The sequence below is a fragment of the Roseococcus sp. genome (assembly GCF_965227005.1).
In the GTDB taxonomy this organism is placed as follows: Bacteria; Pseudomonadota; Alphaproteobacteria; order Acetobacterales; family Acetobacteraceae; genus Roseococcus.
In genome coordinates this window covers 133,309-157,759 of record NZ_CBDDFJ010000037.1, presented here as the reverse complement: position 1 = coordinate 157,759, position 24,451 = coordinate 133,309, and the positions used below count along the sequence as shown (strand labels likewise).

Annotated in this window: 25 protein-coding genes and 1 pseudogene; 5 read left to right on the top strand and 21 right to left on the bottom strand. The window is 69.7% G+C overall.

Annotation, left to right across the window (positions count from 1 at the left end):
• Window positions 1-108: 108 nt before the first annotated feature.
• From ACO057_RS20500 to radA, 8 genes and pseudogenes are all read right to left on the bottom strand, one after another.
• Window positions 109-678 carry a hypothetical protein gene (locus tag ACO057_RS20500; RefSeq protein ID WP_421994942.1) on the bottom strand — a complete coding sequence of 190 codons (570 nt, stop codon included), beginning with the start codon at window positions 676-678 and terminating at the stop codon, window positions 109-111.
• A gap of 77 nt (window positions 679-755) precedes the next feature.
• Window positions 756-1,731 (bottom strand): annotated as a pseudogene (locus tag ACO057_RS20495) (NAD(P)H-dependent glycerol-3-phosphate dehydrogenase).
• Window positions 1,724-2,545 carry a 23S rRNA (adenine(2030)-N(6))-methyltransferase RlmJ gene (locus ACO057_RS20490; RefSeq protein ID WP_421994940.1) on the bottom strand — a complete coding sequence of 274 codons (822 nt, stop codon included), beginning with the start codon at window positions 2,543-2,545 and terminating at the stop codon, window positions 1,724-1,726. Before ACO057_RS20490 ends, ACO057_RS20495 begins: the two are co-directional and overlap by 8 nt.
• Before the next feature lie 103 nt (window positions 2,546-2,648).
• Window positions 2,649-3,356: an SDR family NAD(P)-dependent oxidoreductase gene (locus tag ACO057_RS20485; RefSeq protein WP_421994938.1), complete on the bottom strand. Its 708-nt coding sequence runs from the start codon at window positions 3,354-3,356 to the stop codon at window positions 2,649-2,651.
• Window positions 3,353-4,801 (bottom strand): amidophosphoribosyltransferase, encoded by a 1,449-nt coding sequence (gene purF, locus ACO057_RS20480; RefSeq protein WP_421994936.1) that lies wholly within the window; start codon window positions 4,799-4,801, stop codon window positions 3,353-3,355. Before purF ends, ACO057_RS20485 begins: the two co-directional genes overlap by 4 nt.
• Before the next feature lie 12 nt (window positions 4,802-4,813).
• A complete protein-coding gene (locus ACO057_RS20475) occupies window positions 4,814-5,374 on the bottom strand; it encodes a CvpA family protein (protein WP_421994934.1) in 561 nt (186 codons plus the stop codon).
• A gap of 87 nt (window positions 5,375-5,461) precedes the next feature.
• Window positions 5,462-6,013, bottom strand: coding sequence for a methylated-DNA--[protein]-cysteine S-methyltransferase (locus ACO057_RS20470; RefSeq protein WP_421994932.1), 552 nt, complete (start codon window positions 6,011-6,013; stop codon window positions 5,462-5,464).
• Window positions 6,010-7,419 (bottom strand): DNA repair protein RadA, encoded by a 1,410-nt coding sequence (gene radA, locus ACO057_RS20465; RefSeq protein WP_421994930.1) that lies wholly within the window; start codon window positions 7,417-7,419, stop codon window positions 6,010-6,012. Before radA ends, ACO057_RS20470 begins: the two co-directional genes overlap by 4 nt.
• Before the next feature lie 350 nt (window positions 7,420-7,769).
• Here radA and ACO057_RS20460 point away from each other — a divergent pair, with 350 nt between their 5' ends.
• Both ACO057_RS20460 and ACO057_RS20455 read left to right on the top strand, forming a co-directional pair.
• The gene (locus ACO057_RS20460; RefSeq protein ID WP_421994928.1) at window positions 7,770-8,252 is read left to right on the top strand and encodes a MarR family winged helix-turn-helix transcriptional regulator; all 483 of its coding nucleotides are present in this window, start codon (window positions 7,770-7,772) and stop codon (window positions 8,250-8,252) included.
• Between the two features lie 137 nt (window positions 8,253-8,389).
• The gene (locus ACO057_RS20455; RefSeq protein WP_421994926.1) at window positions 8,390-9,016 is read left to right on the top strand and encodes a PEP-CTERM sorting domain-containing protein; all 627 of its coding nucleotides are present in this window, start codon (window positions 8,390-8,392) and stop codon (window positions 9,014-9,016) included.
• A 100-nt stretch (window positions 9,017-9,116) separates the two neighbouring features.
• On the opposite strand, the gene ccmB is transcribed toward ACO057_RS20455, so the two are convergent.
• A complete protein-coding gene (gene ccmB, locus ACO057_RS20450) occupies window positions 9,117-9,752 on the bottom strand; it encodes a heme exporter protein CcmB (RefSeq protein ID WP_421995554.1) in 636 nt (211 codons plus the stop codon).
• 11 nt (window positions 9,753-9,763) lie between these two features.
• Window positions 9,764-10,366 carry a heme ABC exporter ATP-binding protein CcmA gene (gene ccmA / locus ACO057_RS20445; protein ID WP_421995552.1) on the bottom strand — a complete coding sequence of 201 codons (603 nt, stop codon included), beginning with the start codon at window positions 10,364-10,366 and terminating at the stop codon, window positions 9,764-9,766.
• 60 nt (window positions 10,367-10,426) lie between these two features.
• On the opposite strand from ccmA, the gene acnA reads away from it, so the two are divergent.
• Together acnA and ACO057_RS20435 are read left to right on the top strand one after the other, a co-directional pair.
• The gene (gene acnA, locus ACO057_RS20440; protein ID WP_421994924.1) at window positions 10,427-13,123 is read left to right on the top strand and encodes an aconitate hydratase AcnA; all 2,697 of its coding nucleotides are present in this window, start codon (window positions 10,427-10,429) and stop codon (window positions 13,121-13,123) included.
• Entirely contained in the window at window positions 13,123-13,530 is a 408-nt protein-coding gene (locus ACO057_RS20435; protein WP_421994922.1) for a hypothetical protein, read from the top strand. The genes acnA and ACO057_RS20435 overlap by 1 nt, the downstream gene beginning before the upstream one ends.
• 5 nt (window positions 13,531-13,535) lie before the next feature.
• On the opposite strand, the gene ACO057_RS20430 is transcribed toward ACO057_RS20435, so the two are convergent.
• On the bottom strand, window positions 13,536-14,105 hold the full coding sequence (locus ACO057_RS20430) for a DUF4136 domain-containing protein (RefSeq protein WP_421994920.1): 570 nt from the start codon (window positions 14,103-14,105) through the stop codon (window positions 13,536-13,538).
• Between the two features lie 115 nt (window positions 14,106-14,220).
• On the opposite strand from ACO057_RS20430, the gene ACO057_RS20425 reads away from it, so the two are divergent.
• A complete protein-coding gene (locus ACO057_RS20425; protein WP_421994918.1) occupies window positions 14,221-14,904 on the top strand; it encodes a DJ-1/PfpI family protein in 684 nt (227 codons plus the stop codon).
• On the opposite strand, the gene ACO057_RS20420 is transcribed toward ACO057_RS20425, so the two are convergent.
• The 10 genes from ACO057_RS20420 to ACO057_RS20375 form a co-directional block, all read right to left on the bottom strand.
• A complete protein-coding gene (locus tag ACO057_RS20420) occupies window positions 14,897-15,484 on the bottom strand; it encodes a LysE family translocator (RefSeq protein WP_421994916.1) in 588 nt (195 codons plus the stop codon). The two genes, ACO057_RS20425 and ACO057_RS20420, sit on opposite strands and share 8 nt — an antisense overlap.
• Before the next feature lie 132 nt (window positions 15,485-15,616).
• Window positions 15,617-16,168: a 50S ribosomal protein L9 gene (gene rplI / locus ACO057_RS20415; protein WP_421994914.1), complete on the bottom strand. Its 552-nt coding sequence runs from the start codon at window positions 16,166-16,168 to the stop codon at window positions 15,617-15,619.
• Between the two features lie 15 nt (window positions 16,169-16,183).
• Window positions 16,184-17,083 carry a hypothetical protein gene (locus tag ACO057_RS20410; protein ID WP_421994912.1) on the bottom strand — a complete coding sequence of 300 codons (900 nt, stop codon included), beginning with the start codon at window positions 17,081-17,083 and terminating at the stop codon, window positions 16,184-16,186.
• Between the two features lie 16 nt (window positions 17,084-17,099).
• Window positions 17,100-17,378 (bottom strand): 30S ribosomal protein S18, encoded by a 279-nt coding sequence (gene rpsR / locus ACO057_RS20405; RefSeq protein ID WP_131548281.1) that lies wholly within the window; start codon window positions 17,376-17,378, stop codon window positions 17,100-17,102.
• 4 nt (window positions 17,379-17,382) lie between these two features.
• Window positions 17,383-17,859 carry a 30S ribosomal protein S6 gene (gene rpsF / locus ACO057_RS20400; protein WP_421994909.1) on the bottom strand — a complete coding sequence of 159 codons (477 nt, stop codon included), beginning with the start codon at window positions 17,857-17,859 and terminating at the stop codon, window positions 17,383-17,385.
• Window positions 17,860-18,030: 171 nt separating this feature from the next.
• Complete coding sequence (holA, locus tag ACO057_RS20395; RefSeq protein WP_421994907.1) at window positions 18,031-19,044, bottom strand: DNA polymerase III subunit delta; 1,014 nt, start codon at window positions 19,042-19,044, stop codon at window positions 18,031-18,033.
• Between the two features lie 8 nt (window positions 19,045-19,052).
• A complete protein-coding gene (gene lptE / locus ACO057_RS20390; protein ID WP_421994905.1) occupies window positions 19,053-19,616 on the bottom strand; it encodes an LPS assembly lipoprotein LptE in 564 nt (187 codons plus the stop codon).
• 47 nt (window positions 19,617-19,663) lie between these two features.
• Window positions 19,664-22,267 carry a leucine--tRNA ligase gene (gene leuS / locus ACO057_RS20385; protein ID WP_421994903.1) on the bottom strand — a complete coding sequence of 868 codons (2,604 nt, stop codon included), beginning with the start codon at window positions 22,265-22,267 and terminating at the stop codon, window positions 19,664-19,666.
• An 81-nt stretch (window positions 22,268-22,348) separates the two neighbouring features.
• Window positions 22,349-22,906 (bottom strand): DUF3576 domain-containing protein, encoded by a 558-nt coding sequence (locus ACO057_RS20380; RefSeq protein ID WP_421994901.1) that lies wholly within the window; start codon window positions 22,904-22,906, stop codon window positions 22,349-22,351.
• An 86-nt stretch (window positions 22,907-22,992) separates the two neighbouring features.
• Window positions 22,993-24,426, bottom strand: coding sequence for a porin (locus ACO057_RS20375; protein ID WP_421994899.1), 1,434 nt, complete (start codon window positions 24,424-24,426; stop codon window positions 22,993-22,995).
• Window positions 24,427-24,451: the final 25 nt, after the last annotated feature.

The following is a 24,451-nucleotide window of genomic DNA, read 5'->3' as shown; positions in this document are numbered from 1 at the left end:
TTGTAAAAACAAATGGCTAGAGCCTGCGCAGTGAGCCCTTGCGAGCGGAGAAGGCTCTAGGGAAAATCCCGATCGGACGGCTTCGCCAGATCGGAAAACCGTTGGTCGTCAGCGCGTCGACCGCTGGCGCGACTGGACGCGCTGATATCCTTCGGGAAGCCCGAACCGGGCCGCGTCCTGCGCGCCATAGGTCACGCGGACCGCGTCCATGCCGCTGGGAATGCCCGCGACCGCGCCCTGGCTGCGCAGCAGCACACCGTCGGAAGTGACGCAGACGCGCCCCTCGCTTCCAAGATCCTGATAGCGCCAGATCGTGCAGCTCAGGCCGGCGATATTCTCCGTGCCTTCCCGCGTGAAGCGCGCTTCGGCCGTCGGGCCGAGCTGCCGGCGCAGCACGCCGGAGGGCATGTCCACGACGCGCTTCGCATCCTCCATGACGATGAAGCCGGTTCCGCCGGCCTGATCGGCCACCGACCATCCTACGCCGGGCGTGTCGATGCGCAACAGGCGGCGGGCGGCCATCCAGGACATGGACACTTCGACCGGAGGCGAGTCGACGCCCGTCGAGCGATAGGTGATGGCGACGTCCCGCTCGGGGAACAGGCTCGGGATGTCCTCGGCCGCAACCGCCCCCGTCAGGACCGTGAGGACCAGGGTGAGGGCAGGAAGGCTTCGCATCGTCGATTTTGTCCCAAGCAGGTGCCTGGCCTCGAATATATGAAAATGCCGTAACTTTGACCAGGGGGTGCGGAGCCCTACTCCAGGCCCACCGGTCGCCCCAGCAGCACCTTCACGGCGCCGGCCGCGTCGAGCCGGCCTTCCAGCATCTCGACCACCGTCGCGCAGATCGGCAGTTCCACCCCCGCCGCCGCGGCGCGGGCCAGCAGGGCCGGAGCGGTCGCCACGCCCTCGGTCACGCTCGCGCGGCCTGCGAGGATCTCCGCCAGGCCCCGCCCCTGGCCGAGCGCCATGCCGAGCGAGGTGTTGCGGCTGGAGGGGCCTGTCGCCGTCAGCAGCAGGTCGCCCATGCCCGACAGCCCGGCCGCCGTCTCGGCCTTGCCACCCAGCCCGACCAACGAGGCGCGACAGCTCCGCGAGCCCGCGCGTGACCAGCGCCGCGCGCGCATTCTCGCCGAGCCCCGCCCCCGTCGCGATGCCGGCCGCGATGGCCAGCACGTTCTTTGCCGCGCCGCCGAGCTGCACGCCGAGCGTGTCCTCGCTGGCGTAGAGCCGCAGCGCGCCGCCCGAGAGCAGCGCCTGGGCGCGCTCGCACAGGGCCATGTCCGTCGCCGCGACGACGCTCGCCGCGGGTAGCCCGACGGCCACCTCCATCGCGAAGTTGGGCCCGGAGAGGACGCCGCCGGTGAGGTCCGGTCGCGCCTGGGCCAGCACCTCCAGCGGCAGGCGCAGGCTGCCCGCCTCCAGCCCCTTGCAGGCCAGCAGGAGCGGCGGAAGCCCGGCCGGCAACAGGGCCAGCACCTGGCGCAAGGGCTGCACCGGCGCGGCGAGGATGGCGAGCTCCGCCCCGGCCAGATCGGCCAGGTCGCCCGTCACGCGCATCGTCGGGGGCAGGATCACGCCGGGAAGACGCGGATTGGCGCGCGTCGCCGCCATGGCCTCGGCGCGCAGCGGGTCGCGCGCCCAGAGCGTCACGCGATGGCCCAGCCGCGCCGCATGGATCGCCAGCGCCGTGCCCCAGGCCCCGGCGCCGATCACGGCAACCTCACTCATCGGCGATACGCGTCAATGTCCATCCTCCACCGGGCTCTCCCGTGGCCAGCAGATCGGCCAGCTCGGCCAGGATGGCGCGGGCGGCCTCCTCGAAGCCATAGGGCGGATTGACCACGACGAGGCCGCAGCCGTTCAGCCGCGCCGCATCGGTCGGGTCGCGCAGATGCAGCTCGGCGGCGAGAACGTCCTTCACGCCGCTCTCGGCCAGCGCGGTGTGGAAGGCGCGCACGGGCGCGCGGCCCTTGATGGGATACCAGGCCGCCTGCACCAGCCTGCGCTGGCGGCGCGAGACCTCCACGATGCCCGCGGCCAGCCGCTCGTATTCGCCAGGCTGCTCGAAGGGCGGATCCATGAGGATGAGGCCGCGATTCTCGGGGAAGGGCGTCAGCGCGCGCAGGGCCTCGAAGGCGTCGCGGCGATGCACGGCGACGCGATCGTCGCGGCGGAACAGCGCGCGCAGCGTCGCGTGGTCCTCCTCATGCAGCTCGACCAAGGCGAGGCGGTCCTGCTCGCGCATGAGCCGCGCGGCGATGGCCGGCGAGCCGGGATAGGAGCCGGCCTCCTCGTTGGCCAGGGCGACGTAATCCGCGAGCGGCCCCTCGGTGACGCCCTGGAGCTTGCGGATGCCCTCGCGCCACTCGCCCGTGCGCTGGGCCTGGTCGGCTTCGAGGTCGTAGCGCCCAATACCGGCATGGGTGTCGAGCACGCGGAAGGCGGCCGGCTTGCGGGCCAGGGCGCGCAGCAGCCAGACGAGCAGCGCGTGCTTCATGCAGTCGGCGAAATTGCCGGCGTGGAAGGCGTGGCGATAGTTCATTTCATGCCTTCAAGCGGCGGAAGGCGGCTCCGCCGCCTTGCCTTCGCGCCGCGCGCCTTGCGCGCGGTCCGTTGGAAAGGTGTCGCAAAAGCGGGCCGACGGCTCAGATCCTGAGCGTCGCGCCATGCTCGGGGCTCCCGGCCAGCAGCTTCGCGATGGCCGCGCCGACCTCCTCCGGCTGGCGGATGGAGAGCGGGTTCTCGCCCGGGAAAGCCGCCCAGCGCAGATTCGTCGCGACCGGGCCGGGATCGACCAGCGTCACGCGCATCGGCGTCTGCTCGACCTCGGCGGCCCAGCAGCGCACGAGATGCGCCTGCGCCGCCTTGGCCGCCGAATACAGCCCGAAATAGGCGGTCGGCTGCTCGGCATAGCGGTCCGTCAGTACGATCGCACGGCCGGCCGGCGCCACGCGCAGGGCGGGATCGCAGGTGCGGATCATCCGCCAGGTCGAGCTCGTATTGACCGCGAGGCTCTCCTCCCAGTCACGCGGCATGATGTGCGCGGCGGGCGTCAGCCGGGAGAGGATTCCGGCCGCATGCACCAGCACGTCCAGCCGCCCGAAGCGCTGCACGATCGACGGGCCCAGCATGTCGAGCTGATCGGCCTCGCGCACCATGTCCAGCGGGATCAGCGTCGCCGTGCCGCCAGCCGCGCGGACGAGGTCGTCAGTCTCTTCGAGGCCGCCCTGGCTGCGCGCCGTCAGCACGAGATGCGCGCCCGTTCCCGCCAGCGCCACCGCCGTGGCCCGGCCGATTCCGCGGCTCGCACCCGTGACGAGCGCGACCTGACCTTCCAGCACGGCTGAGCTCACGCGCTGGCCTTCATCAGGGTGACGCGCTCGGCCTTGTCGAGCGTGTCGGTGAGCGGAATGGCGTAGTCGCCGGTGAAGCAGGCGTCGCAGAAGGCCGGATTGGACGCGTCGCGGCCCGACTTGCCGAGAGCGCGGTACAGCCCGTCGAGCGAGATGAAGGCGAGGCTGTCCACGCCGATCAGCTTCGCCATCTCCTCGAGATCGTGCTGGGCGGCGAGCAGCTGGCTGCGCTCGGGCGTGTCGATGCCATAGAAGCAGCTATGCGTGGTCGGCGGCGAGGAGATCCTCATATGGACCTCGGCAGCGCCGGCCTGGCGGACCATCTCCACGATCTTCTTCGAGGTGGTGCCCCGCACGATCGAATCATCGACCAGGATCACGCGCCGGCCCTCCAGCACGGCGCGGTTGGCGCTGTGCTTGAGCTTCACGCCGAGGTTGCGGATCTGATCCGTCGGCTCGATGAAGGTGCGGCCCACATAATGATTGCGGATGATACCGAGCTCGAAGGGAATGCCGGATTCCACCGCGTAGCCCATGGCCGCCGGCACGCCGCTATCGGGCACGGGCACGACGACATCCGCCTCGACGCCGCTCTCGCGCGCCAGCTCGGCGCCGATGCGCTTGCGCGTGTCATAGACGGGCGTGCCCTCCATCACGGAGTCCGGCCGGGCGAAGTAGATGTATTCGAAGATGCAGAAGCGGTTCGCGGTGTTCGAGAAGGGCTTCACCGAACGGATGCCGCTGTCGTCGATGATGACGATCTCGCCCGGCTCGATGTCGCGCACGAATTCGGCGCTCACGATGTCGAGCGCGCAGGTCTCGCTGGCCAGCACCCAGCCGTCGTTCAGCCGGCCCAGCACCAGCGGGCGGACGCCCAGCGGGTCGCGCGCGCCCATCAGCGCGCCGTTGTGCAGCGCTACCAGCGAATAGGCGCCCTGGACCTGCTTCAGCGCGTCGATCAGCCGGTCCAGCACGGTGGAGTAGAGGCTGATGGCGATGAGGTGGACGAAGACCTCGCTGTCCGTCGAGGACTGGAACAGGCAGCCGCGCCGGACCAGCGCCTTCTTCAGCACGCCCGCATTGGTGAGATTGCCGTTATGGCCGACGGCGAAGCCGCCGAATTCGAAGTCGGCGAAGAGCGGCTGCACGTTGCGCAGCGCCGTCTCGCCGGTCGTGGCGTAGCGGTTGTGGCCGATGGCCGTGCTGCCGGGCAGGCTCGCCATGACCTTGGCGTCGCCGAAGATGTCGCCGACCAGGCCGAGGCCCTTATGGGTGTGGAAGGCGCCCGCATCGTCCAGCGTGACGATGCCCGAGGCCTCCTGGCCGCGATGCTGCAGGGCATGCAGGCCGAGCGCGGTCAGGGCCGCCGCGTCCTTGTGGCGCCAGACGCCGAAGACGCCGCATTCCTCGTGGAACTTGTCGTCATCCGAGAGGGGCAGGGACATGGGGGGCGGCCTCTAGGTTCTGTTACGGGCAGGCGGACGCATCAGATCCTCCTGCGTCGGCTCACGGCGCTCGGGGGGCGCGGCGATGCGGGGGCGATACTCCTCCGGCATCAGGCCTACAACCCATCTGGCGACATCAACGACCAGCGGAAGCGAGCGGGCTTCCCGGACGGCCTCGGGCCAGCGCTCGACGGAAGGCACGAAGAGCCCCGCGAGGACATAGACCAAGGCCGCGATGAAAGCGCCGCGCGCCAAGCCGAATATGGCCCCGAGCGAGCGATCCACACCCCCCAGCGGGCTGCTCTGAACGCGACCCGCCAATGCGTGAATGACAAGCTTGAGAACGACCAGCACGATCAGGAAGACCGCGCCGACCGCCACGCCATCGGCCAGCCAGTCCGGCTCGATGGTGCCGTTGAGCACGGCGACGAGGGGCTCGCGGAAGGCGAAGGCGGCAAAGGCGGCGCCGATCCAGGCCGCGACGCCCAGCACCTCGCGGACGAATCCGCGCATGAAGGACAGGATGGCGGAGGCCACCATCACGATCAGGAGTATGCCATCGGCCCAGGTCATGCGGGCTGCATATAGCGGGACGGCGTGATTCGCGTGAGTCCCCCAGAAAATCAAGGAAAGTTGCGAGGAGTTCGCAGTTATCGAGGGTCAGCCGCGGGCGGTCTTTTCCCGGAAGGCCGCGCCCTCGTGGCGCAGCAGCCAACGCTTGCGGTCCAGCCCGCCGCCATAGCCGGTCAGCGAGCCGTCGCTGCCGATCGCCCGGTGGCACGGCACCACCAGGCTGATGGGATTGGCGCCGTTGGCCGCACCCACCGCACGGACGGCGCGGGGCCGGCCCAGCTTCGCGGCCAGGGCGCCGTAGCTCAGCGTCTCGCCCGCCGGGATGGCGGTCAGCGCCGCCCATAGGGCCTGCTGGAAGGGCGTGCCTTCCGCTCGCCACGCGATGGCGGCCAGGCTCCCGAGCTCGCCCTCGAAATAGGCGGCGAGCGCCCGCCGCATTGCTTGCGGCGCGGCGCCGGGCTCCGGCGCGAAGGGGCGGTAGTTCAGGCGCAGGAGATAGGTCAGCCGGGCCTCGTGATCCGCCCAGTCGAGACCGCGGAGATAGCCCTCACCGTCCGTGATCAGGAGGGCCTCGCCGACCGGGGTGGGCAGCCGGTCCATCAGGAGGCGGAGGGGCAGAAGGCGTACAGGCGGCGTCATGCGCGCGTCTTCTCCCGCGTCAGCGTGCCCGCCGCGAAGGGCGCGACCAGATCCGCCAGATGGCCGATCTCCGTCAGCCGCAGCCCCTCGATCGGCGCGGGCGCCTTGCTGCCCCGCGCCACCCGGCGCGGCAGGACCGCGGCGGAGAAGCCGAGCTTCTGCGCCTCACGCAGGCGCTGCTCGGCCTGGGAGACCTGGCGGATCTCGCCCGAGAGGCCGACCTCGCCGAAATACACCGCGTCGGGATCGGTCGGGCGGTCGGTGATGGCCGAGACCAGCGCGGCCGCCACCGCCATATCCGCCCCCGGCTCGTTGATCCGCAGCCCGCCGGCGATGTTCAGATAGACGTCGGACTGGGCGAAGGTGAGGTTGCAGCGCGCCTCCAGCACGGCCAGCAGCATCGAGAGCCGCCCGCCCTCCCAGCCCACCACCTGGCGGCGCGGGCTGCCGCCGTTGTTGCTGGGCGAGAGCAGCGCCTGGATCTCGACCAGCACGGGCCGCGTGCCCTCCAGCCCGGCGAAGACGGCGCTGCCGGAGATATTGCCGCGCCGCTCGGCCAGGAAGAGGGCGGAGGGGTTGGTGACCTCCATCAGCCCGCCCTCGGTCATCTCGAAGACGCCGATCTCATCGGTGGCGCCGAAGCGGTTCTTGGTGGCGCGCAGGATGCGGAACTGATGGCCGCGATCGCCCTCGAAATAGAGGGTGGCGTCGACCATGTGCTCCAGCACGCGCGGGCCGGCGAGCGTGCCCTCCTTCGTGACATGCCCGACCAGCACCAGCGCGAAGCCGCGCGCCTTGGCGCAGCGGATCAGCTCGAAGGCGCAGGTGCGGACCTGGGCGACGGTGCCGGGCGCGGAATCCAGGGCGTCCAGCCACATGGTCTGGATGGAATCGATGACGACGAGGGTGGCGTCCTTCTCGGCCTCCAGGCTCGCGAGGATGTCGCGCAGCCCCGAGGCGGCCGCCAGCGCCATCGGCGCGTCCTGCAGGCCCAGGCGCCGGGCGCGCAGCCGCACCTGGGCCACCGCCTCCTCGCCCGAGATGTAGAGGACGCGCTTGCCCGCGCTCGCCATGCGCGCCGCCGCCTGCAGCAGGATCGTGGACTTGCCGATGCCGGGATCGCCGCCCACCAGCACGGCCGAGGCGGGCACGAAGCCGCCCCCCAGAACGCGGTCCAGCTCGGCGATGCCGGTGAGATGGCGCGGCGGCGGCTCGGACTCGCCGGCGAGGCCCACGAAGTCGATGCCGCGCCCGAGCGGCGCCTTGCCGGCCGGCCCCGGGCCGCGCGGCGCCGTCGATTCCTCGACCAGGGTATTCCATTCGCCGCAGCCGTCGCACCGCCCCTGCCACTTCGGGTGGTCGGCGCCGCAGGACTGACAGACGAAGCGGGAGCGATCCTTGGCCATGATACGGAACGTAAACAGAACAAACCGCCACGGCAAGGGCCGGCTCCGCGATAGGCGGACCCGATGGGCGGCAGAGGCATTCCGGATTGGGCAGCCCTCTCGCTGCCGGCCAAAATCAGGACGTGGGAAGGCTCAACCGATCCCGTCTTTCCGCGTTGAACTCTTTACAACTTGCCGTCGCGCCACACTCCCCCCTCCCCAGGCGCGACGGCTTCCCCGGCGGGGCGATACTCCCCCCCCCAAGCCCAGGTCCCGCCGGGGACCACGCGCTCCGCGAAGATGCTTCGAAAAACCGGCTCCCGTTGTGATCAGTGTTTCAAAATGGACGTAGATGTGTGTATATGCATCACATGGCCGCCAAACCTCCCCTGACCGCACAGGACGCCGTCGAGGCATGCTCCGAGATCCGGACGCAGTGCCTGGCTTTCGCGGCACGCCGCACGGCCAATCTGATTTCGCGCGTCTATGCCGCGCGGCTGGCCCCGCTGGGCCTCGAACCCTCGCAATTCGGCGTGCTGATCGTGGTCGCGACCGGCAAGGCGGATTCGGCGCGGGAACTGGCGGATAAGCTCGGCATCGAGCGGTCGACCCTCACCCGCAACCTCGCCCGGCTGCTGGAGGCCGGCCTCCTCGTCGGGACGCCCGGCAAGGGGCGGCGCATCAGCTACGCCGTCACGGAGTCCGGCCGGGCGAAGCTGGCCGAGGCGATGCCAGCCTGGCAGGCGGCACAAAGCGCGATGCAGGCCGAATTGAAGCCCGGCGTCGCGGATATCGCGCGCCAGTCGCTCGAAGAATTGCGCAGCGCGGCTCTGGAACTGATCAAGGCGGACTGAAGGCCAGCCGTCGAGACTGTTTACGATTGCGTCCTGCCGCCGGGCCGAACGCCCGGAATCCATTGTTTTACATATCTATTTTTCCCGGCATGTAATTTGCTTATCGTTAAGATTTCCTCAGATGGGAGATCTTCAAGTTGCGCAAATGGCTTTTCGGCGCGGTGGCGGGCGGCTTTCTGTTGATGGGCGGCGCCGCCTCCAGGGCCGACGTTATTTTCCAGGTCACCCAGATCGGCCCGACGATGCAAACGCCCTTCGGCGGCGGCCCGCCCTTTCCCAATCCCATCATCGGCGACGCCTCTTTCGTGGTGCGGGACGACACCTTCGCCGCAGGCATGAATTTCCATCAGGCAAACGGCGCCTTCGGCCAGCCGTTTTCGGAACTGGACGGCCTGATCGGCGTCCATGTCGGGTTGTCCAATCTGCGCGAAGCCATTTCCGCCTCGCTGGACGATTTCACGGCGGAGATTCCCTACAGCTCCTCGGCCTTCTCCCGCATCGAGCTCACGAGCGCCCCAGGCGGGCTGCCCATCGGCACGATCCTTTACAGCAGCGCGCTCTACATGACCGTTCAGTTCACCTTCGACGGCAGCCATACGGTCAGCGGCATGGCGATGGGCGATGGGTCCTGCAATTCCGGCTGCCGCTTCACGGGAGCCCTGACGGTCGCGGTGCCGGAGCCCGCTTCGGTCCTGATCTTCGGCATCGCGCTCATCGGCCTCGCCGCGGGTCTCCGCCGTCGATCGATCTGCCCCGGCGGCTAGAGCCTTCTCCATTCGCAAGGGCTCACTGCGTAGGCTCTAGCCATTTGTTTTTACGAGCATCTTTATCCGGCCAGACGATTCCGTCTGGTCGGACGATGCTCTAGTCGCCGCGCAGCGCCGCCCCCGCCGCCAGCGGCGCCAGCGGCGCGGCGAGGGCCAGCATCGCCGCCTCCAGCAGCAGGAAGGGCCGCGCCTCCAGCCCGGAGGCCGCGGCCTCGATCGCCGCCGCGCCGAAGATCATCACCGGGATGGCGAGCGGCAGCACCAGCAGCGGGAGCAGCACGCCGCCGCGCCGCGCGCCCAGCGTCAGCGCCGCGCCGGCCGCGCCCAGCAGCGACAGGATCGCCGAGCCCAGCGCCAGCGCCGCCATCGCGACGGGGATCGCCGCGACGGGCAGGTTGAGCAGCGCGGCGGCGAGCGGCGTCGCGATCACCAGGGGCAGGCCGGTCGTGATCCAATGCGCCAGCGCCTTCACCGCCGAGATGGCCGCCGGATGCAGGCCGCTCAGCAGCAGCTGGTCGAGCGAGCCGTCCTCCGCCTCGGCGCCGAAGAGCCGGTCGAGCGGCAGCAGCGCGGCGAGCAGGGCCGAGGCCAGCAGCACGCCGGGCGCGAGCCGCGCCAGCAGTTCCGGCGAGGGCCCGACGCCGAAGGGAAAGAGCGCGGCGACCAGCACGAAGAACATCACGGCGGCGAGCGTGTCGGCCGGATGGCGGATGGCCAGCCGCAATTCACGCATCAGCAGGGCGATCAAAGCCGCAGCTCCCGCGCATCGGGCAGCGGCAGCGGCAGGTGCGTCGCCGCGATCACCATGCCGCCCGCGGCGCGATGCCGCGCGAAGAGCGGGCCCAGCGTCTCGACCGAGGCCGCGTCCAGCCCGACCGAGGGCTCGTCCAGCAGCCACAGCGGCGCCCGCCCCAATGCGAGGCGCGCCAGCGCCAGCCGCCGCTTCTGCCCCGAGGACAGAACCCGCGCCGGCAGATCCGCCAGCGCGCCGAGATGAAGCGCTTCCAATGCCTCTCCCACCTCGCCGCCATGCAGCCGCGCATAGAAGGCGAGGTTCTCGGCGGCGCTCAGCGAGGGCTTCAGCGCGTCCTGATGTCCAAGGTAACGCAAGCGCGCGCCATGTGCCGGCAGGTCCGCGAGGGCATCCGCGCCGTCCCAGAGCAGTCGTCCCGCGGCGCGCGGAAGCAGTCCCGCAAGCACTCGAAGAAGCGAGGACTTGCCCGCGCCGTTCGCACCCTTGAGCAGCAGCGCATCGCCCCGGTCTATTGCGAATGAGACGCAATCAAAAGCAGGCCTTTCCGCCCGCCAGCAAGCCAATTCCTGTGCCTCGAACAGGCTCACCTCCATGGACCGTGACCCGCCGTCATGCTTTAAACCCGCAACGACAGAGTAGAGGACGAATTCAAGATGCGCATGGTCGGGCAGGACAGTCTCAAGGTCGGTCGGGAGCTCAAGGTCGACGGCAAGACGTACCACTATTTCTCCCTGCCCGAGGCGGCGAAGCAGATCGGCGATATCTCGCGTCTGCCCTTCTCCCTCAAGGTCCTTCTCGAGAATGTCCTGCGCTTCGAGGACGGCCGCAGCTACACCGTCAACGACGCCAAGGCCATCGCCGAATGGGTCCAGCAGGGCCATAGCGAGAAGGAAGTCCCCTTCAAGCCGTCGCGCATCCTGCTCCAGGACTTCACGGGCGTTCCCGCCGTCGTCGACCTCGCCGCCATGCGCGACGCGCTGCTGAGCCTGGGCGGTGACCCGCGCAAGGTGAACCCGCTCGTCCCCGTCGATCTCGTCATCGACCACTCGGTGATGGTGGACGTCTCCGGCACCGCCTCCTCGCTCCAGAAGAACGTGGACATCGAGTTCGAGCGCAACGGCGAGCGCTACGAGTTCCTCCGCTGGGGCCAGGAAGCCTTCAACAACTTCCGCGTCGTCCCGCCGGGCACGGGCATCTGCCACCAGGTGAACCTGGAATATCTCGGCCAGGTCGTCTGGACCGCCACGGATATCGGCAACACCTACGTCTACCCCGACAGCTGCTACGGCACCGACAGCCACACCACGATGATCAACGGCCTGGGCGTGCTCGGCTGGGGCGTCGGCGGCATCGAGGCCGAGGCCGCGATGCTCGGCCAGCCCATCGCCATGCTCATCCCCGACGTCATCGGCTTCAAGCTCAGCGGCAAGCTGCGCGAGGGCGTGACCGCCACCGACATGGTGCTCACCGTCACGCAGATGCTCCGCAAGAAGGGCGTGGTCGGCAAGTTCGTCGAGTTCTTCGGCCCCGGCCTCGGCGGCATGGCGCTCGCCGATCGCGCGACCATCGCGAACATGGCCCCCGAATACGGCGCGACCTGCGGCTTCTTCCCGGTCGACGAAGTCACGCTCGGCTACCTGAACCTCTCGGGCCGCGACGAGCACCGCATCAACCTCGTGCGCGAGTACTGCAAGGCGCAGGGCATGTGGCGCGACGATTCGATGCCCGACCCGGTTTTCACCGACACGCTCGAGCTCGACCTCTCCACTGTCGAGCCCTCGATGGCCGGCCCGAAGCGCCCGCAGGACCGCGTGGCGCTCGGCTCCGTCGGCACCTCCTTCGCCAAGGACCTGGCCGCCGGCACGATGGGCGTCCCCGGTGACGAGGCGAACAAGCGCGTCGACGTCCAGGGCGAGAAGTACGACCTCGGCCATGGCGACGTGGTGATCGCGGCGATCACCTCCTGCACCAACACGTCCAACCCCTATGTGCTCGTCGCCGCCGGCCTCGTGGCCCGCAAGGCGCGCGCCAAGGGCCTCAAGCCCAAGGCCTGGGTGAAGACCTCGCTGGCGCCCGGCTCGCAGGTCGTCACCGACTACCTGAACGCCTCCGGCCTTACCGAGGACCTGGACGCCCTGGGCTTCCAGACCGTGGGCTATGGCTGCACCACCTGCATCGGCAATTCCGGCCCGCTGCCGGAGCCGATGGTCGAGGCGATCGAGGACAACAAGCTGGTCGTGGCCGGCGTGCTCTCGGGCAACCGCAACTTCGAGGGCCGCGTGCACGCCAATGTGCGCGCCAACTACCTCGCCTCCCCGCCGCTGGTCGTCGCCTATGCGCTGGCCGGCAGCGTGAAGATCGACCTGCAGCATGAGCCGATCGGCACCGGCAGCGACGGCCAGCCCGTCATGCTGGCCGACATCTGGCCCACGCAGGAAGAAGTCAGCCAGACGGTCGAGTCCGTGCTGACGCGCAAGATGTTCATGTCGCGCTACTCGGACGTCTTCAAGGGCCCCGAGCAGTGGCAGGCCATCAAGGTCGACGCCGGCAGCGACACCTATCGCTGGAACGGCGGCTCCACCTACGTCCAGAACCCGCCCTACTTCGAGGGCATGACCATGGACGTGAAGCCGCTGGCCTCCATCAAGGGCGCGCGCGTCCTGGGCGTGCTGGGCGACAGCATCACGACCGACCACATCTCGCCCGCGGGCAATATCCGCAAGGTGAGCCCGGCCGGTGAATACCTGCTCGAGCATCAGGTCCGCCCGACCGACTTCAACAGCTACGGCGCCCGCCGCGGCAACCACCAGGTCATGATGCGCGGCACCTTCGCCAATATCCGCATCAAGAACGAGATGGTCCCCGGCATCGAAGGCGGCGTCAGCAAGCACTACCCCTCGGGCGACGTGGCGCCGATCTACGACGTCGCCATGCGCTACAAGGAAGAGGGCGTGCCGCTGGTCGTCTTCGGCGGCAAGGAATACGGCACCGGCTCCTCGCGCGACTGGGCGGCCAAGGGCACCTTCCTGCTGGGCGTGAAGGCGGTCATCACCGAGAGCTTCGAGCGCATCCACCGCTCGAACCTGGTCGGCATGGGCGTGCTTCCGCTGGTCTTCAAGGAAGGCGAGAGCCGCGCCACCCTGGGGCTGCGGGGCGACGAGACGGTCGAGATCCTCGGCGTCGAGAACCTCAAGCCGCGCATGCTGCTGGATGTCGTCATCACGCGCGCCGATGGCGAAGTGGTGAAGACCCAGGTCCTCTGCCGCGTCGATACGGCCGACGAGGTCGAGTACTACCGCAACGGCGGCATCCTTCAATACGTGCTCCGCGGCATGGCGAAGGCCGCCTGATGGCCGGGCGCTCCGTTGCCGGGCTGTTCGTCGCGCTGCTCCTCGCGGGCTGCGCGGCGGAGCCCGCGCGGAACGCCAACCTGCCGGTGATCGACGTCGCCTTCCAATGGACGGCGGCCGATCGCTGCTCGCCGCGGTCGCCAGCCCTCACGATCCGGGGGCTGCCGCCCGGCACCGCCCGGATCGCCTTCCGGCTGACCGACCTGAACATGCCGACCTTCGCCCAGGGCGCGGATATCTTCGTGCCGCCGGATGGCCGCGTGCCGCCCGGCACCCTGCCCAATTACGTGGGCCCCTGCCCGCCCGCCGGGGAGCGGCATTCCTTCCGCTTCGTCGTCGAGGCCAAGGACGCCGCCGGCCAGATCATCGGCGCCGGACAGGCGACCCAGCTCTTCCCGCCCGAATAGGCCCGTCAGCGGGCCGCCATGCCCGCGCGATAGGGATAGCGCGCGAAGATCGCCGCGATCGCGGCGTCGATCCGCTCCTGGGGATAGGTCCGGTCCCGCGCGGTGACCGCCGCCACCGCCACGCCCTCCCACACCATCGCATCGCGCCGGCGGTCGACGAGGTCCACGTTGATCGTGCCCTCGGTGTACTGGTCCACGAAGGGACCGCCGCCGAAGGCGTAGCCCGGCCAGGCGCCGTAGCCGCGATAGCCGTAATAGCCGATCGGCGGCGCGAAGGCCGGCCCGCCGGTGACCTGGACCCGCTCCTGGAGCCGCCCGTGGAAATTCACCAGCAGGTCCGGGTTCGGCGCGAGCACATATCCGCGCGCCGTCATCTCCCGCTCCACCGCCGCCTTCAGGCGGTCCGTCGTGAGGGTGGTGTAGCCCGAGCGATCCGTGCCCAGGGGGCTCGCCCAGCTGAAGCTTCGGTAGCGGGAGAAATCGGCGTTGCGGTCGTAATCCACGCGGACGTCGGGCGTGGCCGCGCAGGCGGCGAGAACCGCCAGGCCGGCGAAGGGAAAGAGGCGGCGCAGCATCGGCGTTTCCTTCTGATCGGGCCAGACTATGGCGACCGAGGCGCTTCCATCAACGAGAAGCCTTGCCGCCGGGTTGCGCGGCCGTCACCATCGCCGCGCATCGCGGAGTGGCCTCATGTCCCATCTCACCATCGGCAGCCTGATCTTCGACGAGCTCGATCAGGTGGATCTGACAGGACCGCATGAGGTGCTCTCGCGCCTGCCGGATTCCAGCTACGCCATCTACGGGCGTACCATGGCGCCCGCCCGCGACATGAAGGGGCTGCGCATCCTCCCCGACGCCACGCTGGACGAGGCGCCGCAGCTGGACGTGCTGCACATCCCCGGCGGCTTCGGCGTGGACGCGCAGATGGCCGATCCGGTGATCCTCGAATGGATCCGGCGGCAGGCGGAGGGCGCGCAGGTGGTCTTCACCGTCTGCACGGGCGCGCTTCTGCTGGGCGCCACGGGACTGCTGCGCGGCCGGCGCGCCACGACCCATTGGGCCAGCCACCACATCCTCCCCTCCTTCGGCGCCGTGCCCGTGCGGGCGCGGGTCGTCGAGGACGGGAAGTATGTGACGGCGGCGGGCGTGACCTCGGGCTTCGACGGCGCGCTGCACCTCGCGGGCAGGCTGCGCGGCCAGGCGGCAGCCGAGGCGATCCAGCTCTACATGCAGTACGATCCCAAGCCGCCCTTCGACGCCGGAACCCCTGAGACCGCGCCGCCGGAGATCGTGCAGGCCACGCGCACGGCGATGGCCGGCGTGATCGCGCGGCGCGAGGAGATGGTGCGGCGGATCGCCGCCGCCTTCACCTGACCAGCGGCAACAGGCTCAGGACCAGCAATGCCGCCATCGACCAGTTGAAGGCCCGCAGACGCGCGCCGTCGCCGAGGACGCGCCGCGCCTCCCGGCCCAACCAGGCCCAGAACAGAAGGCAAGGCATCGACACCAGCGCGAAGACCAGCGCGATGGTGACGGCCTGCGGCAGGAGGGGCTCGCCGGGCGTGGTGAAGGCCGGCAGGGCGGCCAGGACGATCATCCAGGCCTTCGGGTTCACCCATTGGAAGGCAGCCGCGCCCAGAAAGCCGAGCGGCGGGCTCGGCCGCGCTTCACCGGGCGGCGGGGCGGAGGCGATCTTCCAAGCCAGCCAGAGCAGCCAGGCGCCGCCCAGGATCTGCATGGCCCGGTGCAGCCAGGGATAGCTCGCCAAAGGCAGTCCCAGCCCCAGCGCGATGGCCAGGATCATCGCCGGGAAGCCCAGGCTGACGCCGAGCATATGCGGGATCACCCGGCGAACCCCGACCTGGGCGGCCGAGGCCGCGATCATCAGCACGTTCGGCCCGGGCGTGGCCGAGGTCGCGATGGCGAAGCCCATGAGGGTGAGAAGGTATTCCATGCCGGCGAGTGTCCATGGTGGAGGCGAAATGCATCAACAACCCCGACGCGATGACTGAGCCGCGCCGGACGCAGCCCACGAAAAAGGGGGCCTCGCGGCCCCCTTTCCCCGACACCAGCAGGCTGGCGAAGATCAGTCGCGCGTCGCGGCGCCCAGCTCGGCCACCAGCTCGTCCTCGAGCGTGATGTCCTCCTCGCGGGCGATTTCCTCGCCGCGAGCCTGGCGCTCGGCCTCTTCGGGGCTGCGGGCCACGTTCACGACGACGGGCAGCAGCACCTCGGGGTGCAGCTCGACGCGCACCGTGGTAAGGCCCAGCGTCTTGATCGGCGCGTCCAGCTGAACCTGCGAGCGGTTCACCGTCAGGCCGGCCTCCGTGCAGCCATCGGCGATGTCGCGCGCGGAGACGGAGCCGTAGAGGCCGCCGCTCTCGCCGGCGGAGCGGATGAGGACAACGGAGAGCCCCTCCATGCGCTCGGCCACGCGCTCGGCCTCGGCGCGGCGCTTGAGGTTCTGGGCCTCGAGCTGCACGCGGTCCTGCTCGAACTGCGCGAGGTTGGACTTGGTGGCGCGGATCGCCTTGCCGCCGGGCAGCAGGTAGTTGCGCGCGTAGCCAGGCTTGACCTTAACGAGCTCGCCCATCTGGCCGAGCTTGTCCACGCGCTGCATCAGGATGAGTTCAATCATGATTAGCCTCGGATCTCAGGTTTGGGGCGGCATCGAGGGCCGCCGAAATTGATCGAGAAGGCCCACGCCGATCATCAGCGGAGCCATGACTTGCAGGAACAGGAGCACCAGCACGTAGAAGACGGCCAGAAACGCGGTCCGCCCGCCCCGGCCGCGCAGCCGGCGATGCACGCCGACGACGCCCAGCAGGAAGACCGGCACCAGCAGGATCAGCATCGACGACAGCGCCACGGCGCCGCCGAAGGCCATCCAGGCCAGCAGGGCGATCAACACCAGCGGCAGGTACCAGCCGGGGAGGCGCAGGCCATCGCCGTTCGGCGTCCGGTGCAGCGCCAGGCCCTTGCGGGACAGCAGATGCTGCGCCGCGATGCCGTTGCCGACCATCAGCAGCGCAACCCAGAAGCCGGCCGCGGCCGCCTTCACCTGCGCGATCTGGTCCACCATGCCGTCCGGCAGCGCGACGCCCATCCGGCTCACGCCCTGCTCCACCACCACGCGCATCTCGCCCTCGAGGTCAGGGATGGCGAGCGCGAGAAGCGCGAGCACCACCACCGGCCAGAGGCCGAGCAAGGCGAGCGGCAGGGACAGGTCCATCCGGTCCGGCTGCTGCTGGGCGGTCAGCACGATCAGCGCCGCGGGGACGCCGAAGATCGCGAGATAGACCGCCAGCCCGATCGACGAGGCGCTGAACAGCACCGCCGCCGCCGCGATGGCCGCACCGATGACCGCCGCGCGCGTGCCGAAGCCGAAGCCCGCCGCGAAGATGGGCAGCGGCGAGATCCAGAGCAGCAGGCCGCCGAGCGGCATTCCACGCATGGCCCAGAGGGCGAGCAGCGCCGAACCCATCCCCGCGGCACAGGCCGCGAGGACGCCGGGATGGCCGAAAAGCCCCCCTTGGCCCGATGTCTGGCTCACCCGCCGTGCCTCCTGTTCAGTCGTTGATCACGTAGGGCAGCAGGGCCAGGAAGCGCGCGCGCTTGATGGCGTTCGCCAGCTCGCGCTGCTTCTTGCCGCTGACGGCCGTGATGCGGCTCGGCACGATCTTGCCGCGCTCGCTCAGGAAGCGGGACAGGAGGCGCACGTCCTTGTAGTCGATCTTCGGCGCGTTCGGGCCGGAGAAGGGGCAGGACTTGCGGCGACGATAGAAGGGGCGACGGGCCCCGACGGCGGCGCGGCGATTGGCGATGTTGGGTTCTGCGGTCTCGCTCATCGGATCACATCTCGTCGTTCAGGTTCATGTCCATCTCGTCGCGCGGACGAGCACGGAATTCCTCGCGGTCGTCGCGACCACCGCCGGTGCGGCCCGAGCTGAAGCGGCCAGCGGGCTTGGGCCCACGGAAGCCGCGCTCACGGTCGCGATCGTCGGCGCGCTTGGCCAGGATGGCCGATGGCGCTTCGGGATCGATGGCTTCGACGCGGATGGTCATCTCGCGCAGCACGTCCTCATTGAGGCCAAGCTGACGGACGACTTCCTGCATCGCGGCGGGGGGGGCGTCGATACCGAGGAGCATGTAATGCCCCTTGCGGTTCTTCTTCACCTTGTAGGCGAGGCCGCGCAGGCCCCAGTATTCGCGCTTCTGGACGTGACCGCCCTGCTCGGTGAGGGTCGTCGCGACGGTGTCGGCGATCGTCTCGACCTGCTGCTGAGTCACGTCGTTGCGCGCGATGAACACGCATTCGTAAAGTGGCATGGGAGCTCCCTATGGCTGCTCAACCCGGGCGGCCACCGGACATCGGAGCGCGCAAACGGGCATAGCCGCAGGCGTGCCAACGCCGGCGGCAGGGTCCGGCGCATCAACCACAGGCAGGTCCGGGGGTCAATGCGAATCTGGGAGCCCCAGCCCTGCATCACCTGCTCCGCGTCAGCGGGCCGCGCTGCGTGCCATCGCCAGAACGACCTGCCGGGCGATCACCTCGTCCGGCAGTCCGGTGGATTTCGTCTGGCGCTCCGCGCGCAGAAGCGCCGCGCCCAGCGCCTCCAGCCGGCCGGCCGACCAGCGCTGCAGCGCCCGCTCCATCGCCGCCTTGGCCTTCCAAAAGACCGGCGGCCGCAGCGAGCCGATGGCATCCGCCGGCGAGCTTCCATTCGCCACGGCCAGCGCCGCCAGATGCAGCCGCTGCACATGGCGCAGGGCCGCCCGCAGCACCTGCACCGGGTTCGCGCCCTCGGCGAAGGCCTTGGCGATGGCGCGGTCGGCCACCGACACCTCGCCCAGCGTGGCCGCCAGCAGCGCCTCGTCCAGGCCCAGCATGCTGCCCTCGCCCAGCATCTCCATGGCCTCCTCGGCCGTGATGCGCGCGCCGGGCTCGGCATGCAGCGCCAGGATCTCCAGCGAGCGGCGCATCGCCAGACGGTCCTCGCCGGCACGGTCGGCCAGCCAGTCCAGCGCGGCCGGCTCGGCCTGGGCGCCCAGCTCGCTGAGGATCCGCTGGATCGAGGAGACGAGATCGCGCCCGCGCTCGGCATAGCATTCGATCACCTGGCCGCGCGCATCCGCCGCCACCAACGCCCGAAGCTTCGACTTTCCGGTAAGCCCGGCGCCCTCGATGATCACAAGGCCCGGCCCCCGCCCGGCCAGGGCCGCGCGCACGGGCTCGGCCCAGGCGTCCCGCCCATCCCGCAGCCGGATCGCGACGCGCCCGCCCGTCAGGGGCACGGAGGCCGCCTCGCCCGCCAGCGAACCGCTGTCCTTCGCGGCCTCGCGCCCCGGCTCCACGATGCGGATCCGGTCATCGCCCGCCACGCTGCGGACGAGTTGGCCCGCCCGCTCGTTCACCAGCCCGGCATCGTCGCCGACCAGCAGCACCACGCGGCAATCCTCCGGCGGATCGGCGAGGAAGGCCGTCAGCCGGCGTGGGTCGAGCTTGGCCGCCAAGCCCGCGCTCAGGCCTGCATGCGCCGGCGCAGCGAAACCGCCACGCCCAGCACGATACGGTCACTGAGCTCCGCGATCAGGCGGCGCTCCGCCTCGTCGCGCGAGGAGTCGGAGGCGAAGAACTGCAGGTCGGGGATGTTGAAATCGTCCAGCGTCCGCACCCGGCCACGGTCCACGACCACGGGCGGAACCGCCGCCGTGGAGAGCACCCAGGTTCCGGTCGCGACATAGCGGATCCGCGTCGCCGTGCCGTCGCGGCGGTAGCCCAGGGCCTCGGCCTGCCAGTTGATACTGGCATTCAGGTCGTAGCGGGCCTGGGTTCCCGGGCGCAGCCCTTCCAGCTGGCGCTGCAAGGTGCGGCGCAGGATCTGGCCCGTGCGATCGCCGATGGGCCCGACGCGCACCGAGGCGAGCTGCTCCTGCAGCCCGGGCTCGGCCCCCGGGCTGGCGGCGATATTGCGCTCGCCGTCCGGCCCATAGACCGGCCGGAAACCGCACCCGGCGAGGCCGGCCGAGGCCAGCCCCAGCGAGGACAGAAGAAGACCGCGACGCCTGAGGCCCGAACCGTTCACTTTCGCTCACTCCTCAGGCCCGGGCGCTTGCCGCCCATGGTCATGCTCTAGACGACAAGATTAACCACCCGGCCCTTCACATGGATGCGCTTCTTGATGGGCTTGCCCGCCAAGGCGCGCTGTACATTCTCGTCCGCCTCGGCGGCCGCGAAGACCACCTCGTCCGTCGCGTCGAGCGCGACCTCGATCGTGGCGCGCAGCTTGCCGAGCACCTGCACCGCCAGCGTCGCCGTATCCGCCTGGAGCAGCGCCGGATCGGCCTCCAGCCAGGGAAGCTGGGCGACGAGACCGGCGCCGGGCCGCAGGAGGGACCACAGCTCCTCGGCGAGATGCGGCATCATGGGCGAGGACAGCCGGATCAACGCCTCCAGCGCTTCCTGACGAATGGCCCGCGGCGCGCCGGAGGCCTCGGCGATGGCATTGGCCAGCTCGTGGGTGCGCGCGACGGCGACGTTGAAGGCGAAGCTCTCCAGCGCCTCGGTCACCGCGGCGATGGCGCGATGCATGGACTGGAGCAGCTTGCGCCCCAGCTTCTCGTCGGGCGCGTCCGCCTCGCGGAGGTTCTGCGCCAGGCGCCAGACACGGCCGATAAAGCGGCTCGCCCCCGCAACGCCGGCCTCCGACCACTCCATGTCGCGCTCGGGCGGGTTGTCGCTGAGGATGAACCAGCGCGCGGTGTCGGCGCCGTAGCGCGAGATGATCGCGCCCGGATCGACCGTGTTGTTCTTCGACTTCGACATCTTCTCGCCACGGCCGACATCCACCGCGGCACCCGTCGCCTTCTCGGTGGCGTTGCCGTCCAGGTCGACCGTGATGTCCTCCGGATAGAGCCAGCGGCCATCGGCCGCCCGATAGGAGGCGTGCGTCACCATGCCCTGGGTGAAGAGGCCGGCGAAGGGCTCGGGCGTCGGCACATGGCCGAGCTTGTGCAGCGCGCGCGTGAAGAAGCGCGCATAGAGCAGGTGCAGGATCGCGTGCTCGATGCCGCCGATATACTGGTCCACCGGCAGCCAGGCGCCCGCCGCCTCGTGCGTGATCGGCTCGGCCGCATGGGGCGAGCAGAAGCGCGCGAAATACCAGGAGCTGTCGACGAAGGTGTCGAAGGTGTCGGTCTCGCGCCGCGCCGGCTTGGCGCAGCTCGGGCAGGCGACATGTTTCCACGTCGAGTGGTGGTCCAGCGGATTGCCGGGGCGCGAGAAGTCCACATCCTCGGGCAGGATGACGGGCAGCTGGTCCTGCGGGACGGGCATCGCGCCGCAATCGTCGCAATGGATGACCGGGATGGGACAGCCCCAGTAACGCTGGCGCGAGACGCCCCAGTCGCGCAGGCGCCAGTTGGTGACGCCCTGGCCGCAGCCGAGCTCCTCGATGCGCGCGATGGCCGCGCGCTTGCCCTCGGTGATGCCCAGGCCGTCCAGGAAGCCCGAGTTGAAGAGCGTGCCGTCTTCGGTGAAGGCCTCGTCGGCGATGGCGAAGGTGGCCGGGTCGGCGCCCTGGGGCAGCACCACGGGGGGAACCGGCAGGTCGTATTTGCGCGCGAAGTCGAGGTCGCGCTGGTCGCCGCTCGGGCAGCCGAAGATCGCGCCCGTGCCGTATTCCATCAGCACGAAATTGGCGATCCAGACCGGATAGGTCGCGCCCTCGAGGAAGGGATGCGCCACGCGGAAGCCGGTGTCGAAGCCGCGCTTCTCGGCCTGCTCGATGACCGCCTCGCTGGTGCCCTGGCTGCGGCACTCGGCCACGAAGGCGGCGGCGGCGGGATCGCGCGCGGCAGCGGCGGCGGCGAGCGGATGCTCGGCGGCGACGGCCAGGAAGGACATGCCGAAGAGCGTGTCGGGACGAGTCGTGAAGACCTCGACCTCGGTCGTGCCGTCCACCGGCTCGGCCATGGCGAAGCGCACGCGCGCGCCCTCGCTGCGGCCGATCCAATTGGCCTGCATCAGCCGCACGCGCTCGGGCCAGCGATCCAGTTCGCCCAGCGCATCCAGCAGGTCGGGCGCGAATTTGGTGATGGAGAGGAACCACTGGCTCAGCAGCTTCTTCTCGACCGCCGCGCCGGAGCGCCAGCCCTTGCCGTCGATCACCTGCTCATTGGCCAGGACGGTGTTGTCCACCGGATCCCAGTTGACCCAGCTCTCCTTGCGCTCGACCAGGCCGGCCTTCAGGAAATCGAGGAAGATCTTCTGCTGCTGGCCGTAATATTCGGGATCGCAGGTCGCGAATTCGCGCGCCCATTCCAGCGAGAGGCCCATGCGCTTCAGCTCGGCGCGCATATTGGCGATGTTCTGGTAGGTCCACTTGGCGGGGTGGGTGCCGCGGTCGCGCGCGGCATTCTCGGCGGGCAGGCCGAAGGCGTCCCAGCCCATGGGGTGCATCACCAGATGGCCGCGGGCGCGCTTGTAGCGGGCCACGACGTCACCAAGCGTGTAGTTGCGCACATGCCCCATGTGGATCTTGCCCGAGGGGTAGGGGAACATCTCGAGGACGTAGTACTTCTTCGCATCCGCCGGCGGCACGTCGGGGACGGAGAAGCAGGACGCGGCGTCCCAGGCTTCCTGCCAGCGCGGCTCGGCGGCGGCGAAGTCGTAACGCTCCACCGCAACGTTGGAGGAGGAGTTCTCGGCGATGTTGGGCTGGGGCGTATCTGGCATGACGACCCTGAATAGAGCCGCCCCGCCGTCACCTCAAGGAGGCATCACGCGGCATCAGGCATGCCGCGCGCGGAAAGAGCGTCAGCGACCCGCCGACTGGCTCCGCAATTCGCGGGCGCGGGCGAGGACGCGGTCCTCCATCTCGGAATTCGTGGCGGCCGAAGCGGGCGCGTCGACCCAGGCGCCGCCGCGGCTCACCTGGCGGAAGACCTGCACGCGCACGCCGTCGGAGCGCAGCTGGCGGCCGATCACATAGGCGGTCGCCTTGAAGCGCTCGCCCTCGGCGGAGGCCGGGGAATACCAATCGGTGATGATCACGCCGCCGAAGGGATCGGCGCTGGCGAGCGGCATGAAGGACAGCGTGTCGAGCGTGGCGCGCCAGAGGAAGGCGTTCACCGTCATCCCGCCGCCGCCGGCATTGGCGCCCGTGCCGCCGCCGCCCTGCGCCTCGCGCGAGCGATCGACGCCGAAGACCACGATGCCCGAGCTGGAGGAGCTGGCGCCCGTCTGGCGCAAGGCCAGCTCTCGCGCGTTGTCGGTGCCGTATTCGTCGTTGCGGACCTGGCGGCCGCCCGAGCAGGCCGCGAGGACAACGAGGCTGAAGCCCAGCGCGAGAATCGAACGGGTGGCGTGTGTCATGCAGGCGCTTCTAGGGGAGAGGCTTGCAAAAGAAAAGGGGCGGCAGGTTTCCCTGCCGCCCCGATCCGTCACGAAGAGTGACAGCCTTAGAAGGCGATACGCGTGCCGAGGAGGAACACGTCGCTGAACGCGCGGCTCTGAACGCCGGGGCGGTTCGGGTCGAGATCGCGACCCTGCTCGCGCACCGAGTAGTGAACCCACTCAGCAATCAGATCCATGCCGGGGGCGAGGCGATAGTTGCCACCCACGGACATACCCCAGCGGCGCATACCGGCGCAGCTGTTGGACACGCCAGCCGCCGTCGGACGGCAGCTGCCCTGCGTCAGCGGACCGGTCGTGCTGTCGCTGAACGTGCTGCGCGAGCCACCTTCGAAGAGGCCACTCACGAAGTTGGAGCCGATCGTGAAGGGACCAACGGTGTACTGGCCGCCAATCGTCAGCTGCTCGCCGGGACGGTCACCACGCATGGTGTTGCCCCAGAAGAAGTTGTAGTCGCCGTAGGTGTAGTTCGCGCCCAGCGTGAAGCCGTAAGCGCTCGCCTGCACGCCAGCCTGCCAGATGTTCAGGCCGTTGAACACGCGGGACTGCGTACCGGCCGTCGAGATGTCGCGAGCGGCACCCGAACCGATGTAACCGACCGTCGCGGCCAGGCCGACACCGGCCAGGTTGCCACGCCAGCGGAGGGCGGCCTGGATTTCGTTACGCTTCACAGCCTGCTCGGGACCGGCGGCATAGATGCCGAAGTTCCGCGCGCCGGAGAAGGCATAGGCGCTGTCGCAATAGCCCGAGCCGGCGTTGTTGGGGCAGCCAGTGTCCTCGCCGACGTTCGCGTTCGGCGAGAAGCTCGCGCCGAAGTCGAAGCCGAAGAACTGCGGGGACATGTAGATGATCTTGGAGCTGTCACCGATGCCGCCGGGGGCGGTCGTCGTACGGCCACCGGCCTGACGGGTAACGAAGCTCTCCCACGAACCGTGCACGCCGCCGGTGCCGAAGCCCTGGACCCAGCCGGAGTTCATCAGGCCGCCCATGACGCCGTCTTCGTCACCGAAGCGAACCTGACCGAAGCGGGGATGCGCGATGTAGGCGTACATCTCGTCCACGGCGACCGTGGTCTTGCCGGCGCTGGCGCGGCCCTGAACGAGCTGACGACCTTCGAGGCCGTTGCTGTTCAGCGAGATCTGCGCGCCGTAGGTCAGGCCGTTGGCCAGCTTACCGCTCACGATGACGTCGATGCCGGCGTCGGTCGAGATGTCGTTCTTGCTCAGACGAGCAATGTTGTTCGTGGAGGTCGTGCTGGTGCCGATGCCCGGAATGGACTCCGTGCCGCCACCGACGGTCTGCGGCAGGCCGCTCGAGGTCACCGAGTTGCGGCTGCTCTGCTGCGTGTAGCCGTAATAGGCACGGAAGAAGCCACCGATACGAACGGTCGGAGCTTCCTGGGCGGAGGCCTGGGGCGCCATAACGACGCTGCCCACGACCGCCGAGACGACTGCCGTCGTGCCCAGCAAAATCTTGCGCATGTTAAACTCTCCTCACGGGCCGGCA

What these genes read in the sequence shown, in the direction of transcription:
- ACO057_RS20500 (WP_421994942.1), bottom strand. Translation starts at nt 678, where the DNA reads ATGCGAAGCCTTCCTGCCCTCACCCTGGTCCTCACGGTCCTGACGGGG.
- ACO057_RS20490 (WP_421994940.1), bottom strand. Translation starts at nt 2,545, where the DNA reads ATGAACTATCGCCACGCCTTCCACGCCGGCAATTTCGCCGACTGCATG.
- purF (WP_421994936.1), bottom strand. Translation starts at nt 4,801, where the DNA reads ATGTCCCTGCCCCTCTCGGATGACGACAAGTTCCACGAGGAATGCGGC.
- ACO057_RS20475 (WP_421994934.1), bottom strand. Translation starts at nt 5,374, where the DNA reads ATGACCTGGGCCGATGGCATACTCCTGATCGTGATGGTGGCCTCCGCC.
- ACO057_RS20470 (WP_421994932.1), bottom strand. Translation starts at nt 6,013, where the DNA reads ATGACGCCGCCTGTACGCCTTCTGCCCCTCCGCCTCCTGATGGACCGG.
- radA (WP_421994930.1), bottom strand. Translation starts at nt 7,419, where the DNA reads ATGGCCAAGGATCGCTCCCGCTTCGTCTGTCAGTCCTGCGGCGCCGAC.
- ACO057_RS20460 (WP_421994928.1), top strand. Translation starts at nt 7,770, where the DNA reads ATGGCCGCCAAACCTCCCCTGACCGCACAGGACGCCGTCGAGGCATGC.
- ccmB (WP_421995554.1), bottom strand. Translation starts at nt 9,752, where the DNA reads ATGCGTGAATTGCGGCTGGCCATCCGCCATCCGGCCGACACGCTCGCC.
- ccmA (WP_421995552.1), bottom strand. Translation starts at nt 10,366, where the DNA reads ATGGAGGTGAGCCTGTTCGAGGCACAGGAATTGGCTTGCTGGCGGGCG.
- acnA (WP_421994924.1), top strand. Translation starts at nt 10,427, where the DNA reads ATGCGCATGGTCGGGCAGGACAGTCTCAAGGTCGGTCGGGAGCTCAAG.
- ACO057_RS20435 (WP_421994922.1), top strand. Translation starts at nt 13,123, where the DNA reads ATGGCCGGGCGCTCCGTTGCCGGGCTGTTCGTCGCGCTGCTCCTCGCG.
- ACO057_RS20430 (WP_421994920.1), bottom strand. Translation starts at nt 14,105, where the DNA reads ATGCTGCGCCGCCTCTTTCCCTTCGCCGGCCTGGCGGTTCTCGCCGCC.
- ACO057_RS20425 (WP_421994918.1), top strand. Translation starts at nt 14,221, where the DNA reads ATGTCCCATCTCACCATCGGCAGCCTGATCTTCGACGAGCTCGATCAG.
- ACO057_RS20420 (WP_421994916.1), bottom strand. Translation starts at nt 15,484, where the DNA reads ATGGAATACCTTCTCACCCTCATGGGCTTCGCCATCGCGACCTCGGCC.
- rplI (WP_421994914.1), bottom strand. Translation starts at nt 16,168, where the DNA reads ATGATTGAACTCATCCTGATGCAGCGCGTGGACAAGCTCGGCCAGATG.
- rpsR (WP_131548281.1), bottom strand. Translation starts at nt 17,378, where the DNA reads ATGAGCGAGACCGCAGAACCCAACATCGCCAATCGCCGCGCCGCCGTC.
- rpsF (WP_421994909.1), bottom strand. Translation starts at nt 17,859, where the DNA reads ATGCCACTTTACGAATGCGTGTTCATCGCGCGCAACGACGTGACTCAG.
- leuS (WP_421994903.1), bottom strand. Translation starts at nt 22,267, where the DNA reads ATGCCAGATACGCCCCAGCCCAACATCGCCGAGAACTCCTCCTCCAAC.
- ACO057_RS20380 (WP_421994901.1), bottom strand. Translation starts at nt 22,906, where the DNA reads ATGACACACGCCACCCGTTCGATTCTCGCGCTGGGCTTCAGCCTCGTT.
- ACO057_RS20375 (WP_421994899.1), bottom strand. Translation starts at nt 24,426, where the DNA reads ATGCGCAAGATTTTGCTGGGCACGACGGCAGTCGTCTCGGCGGTCGTG.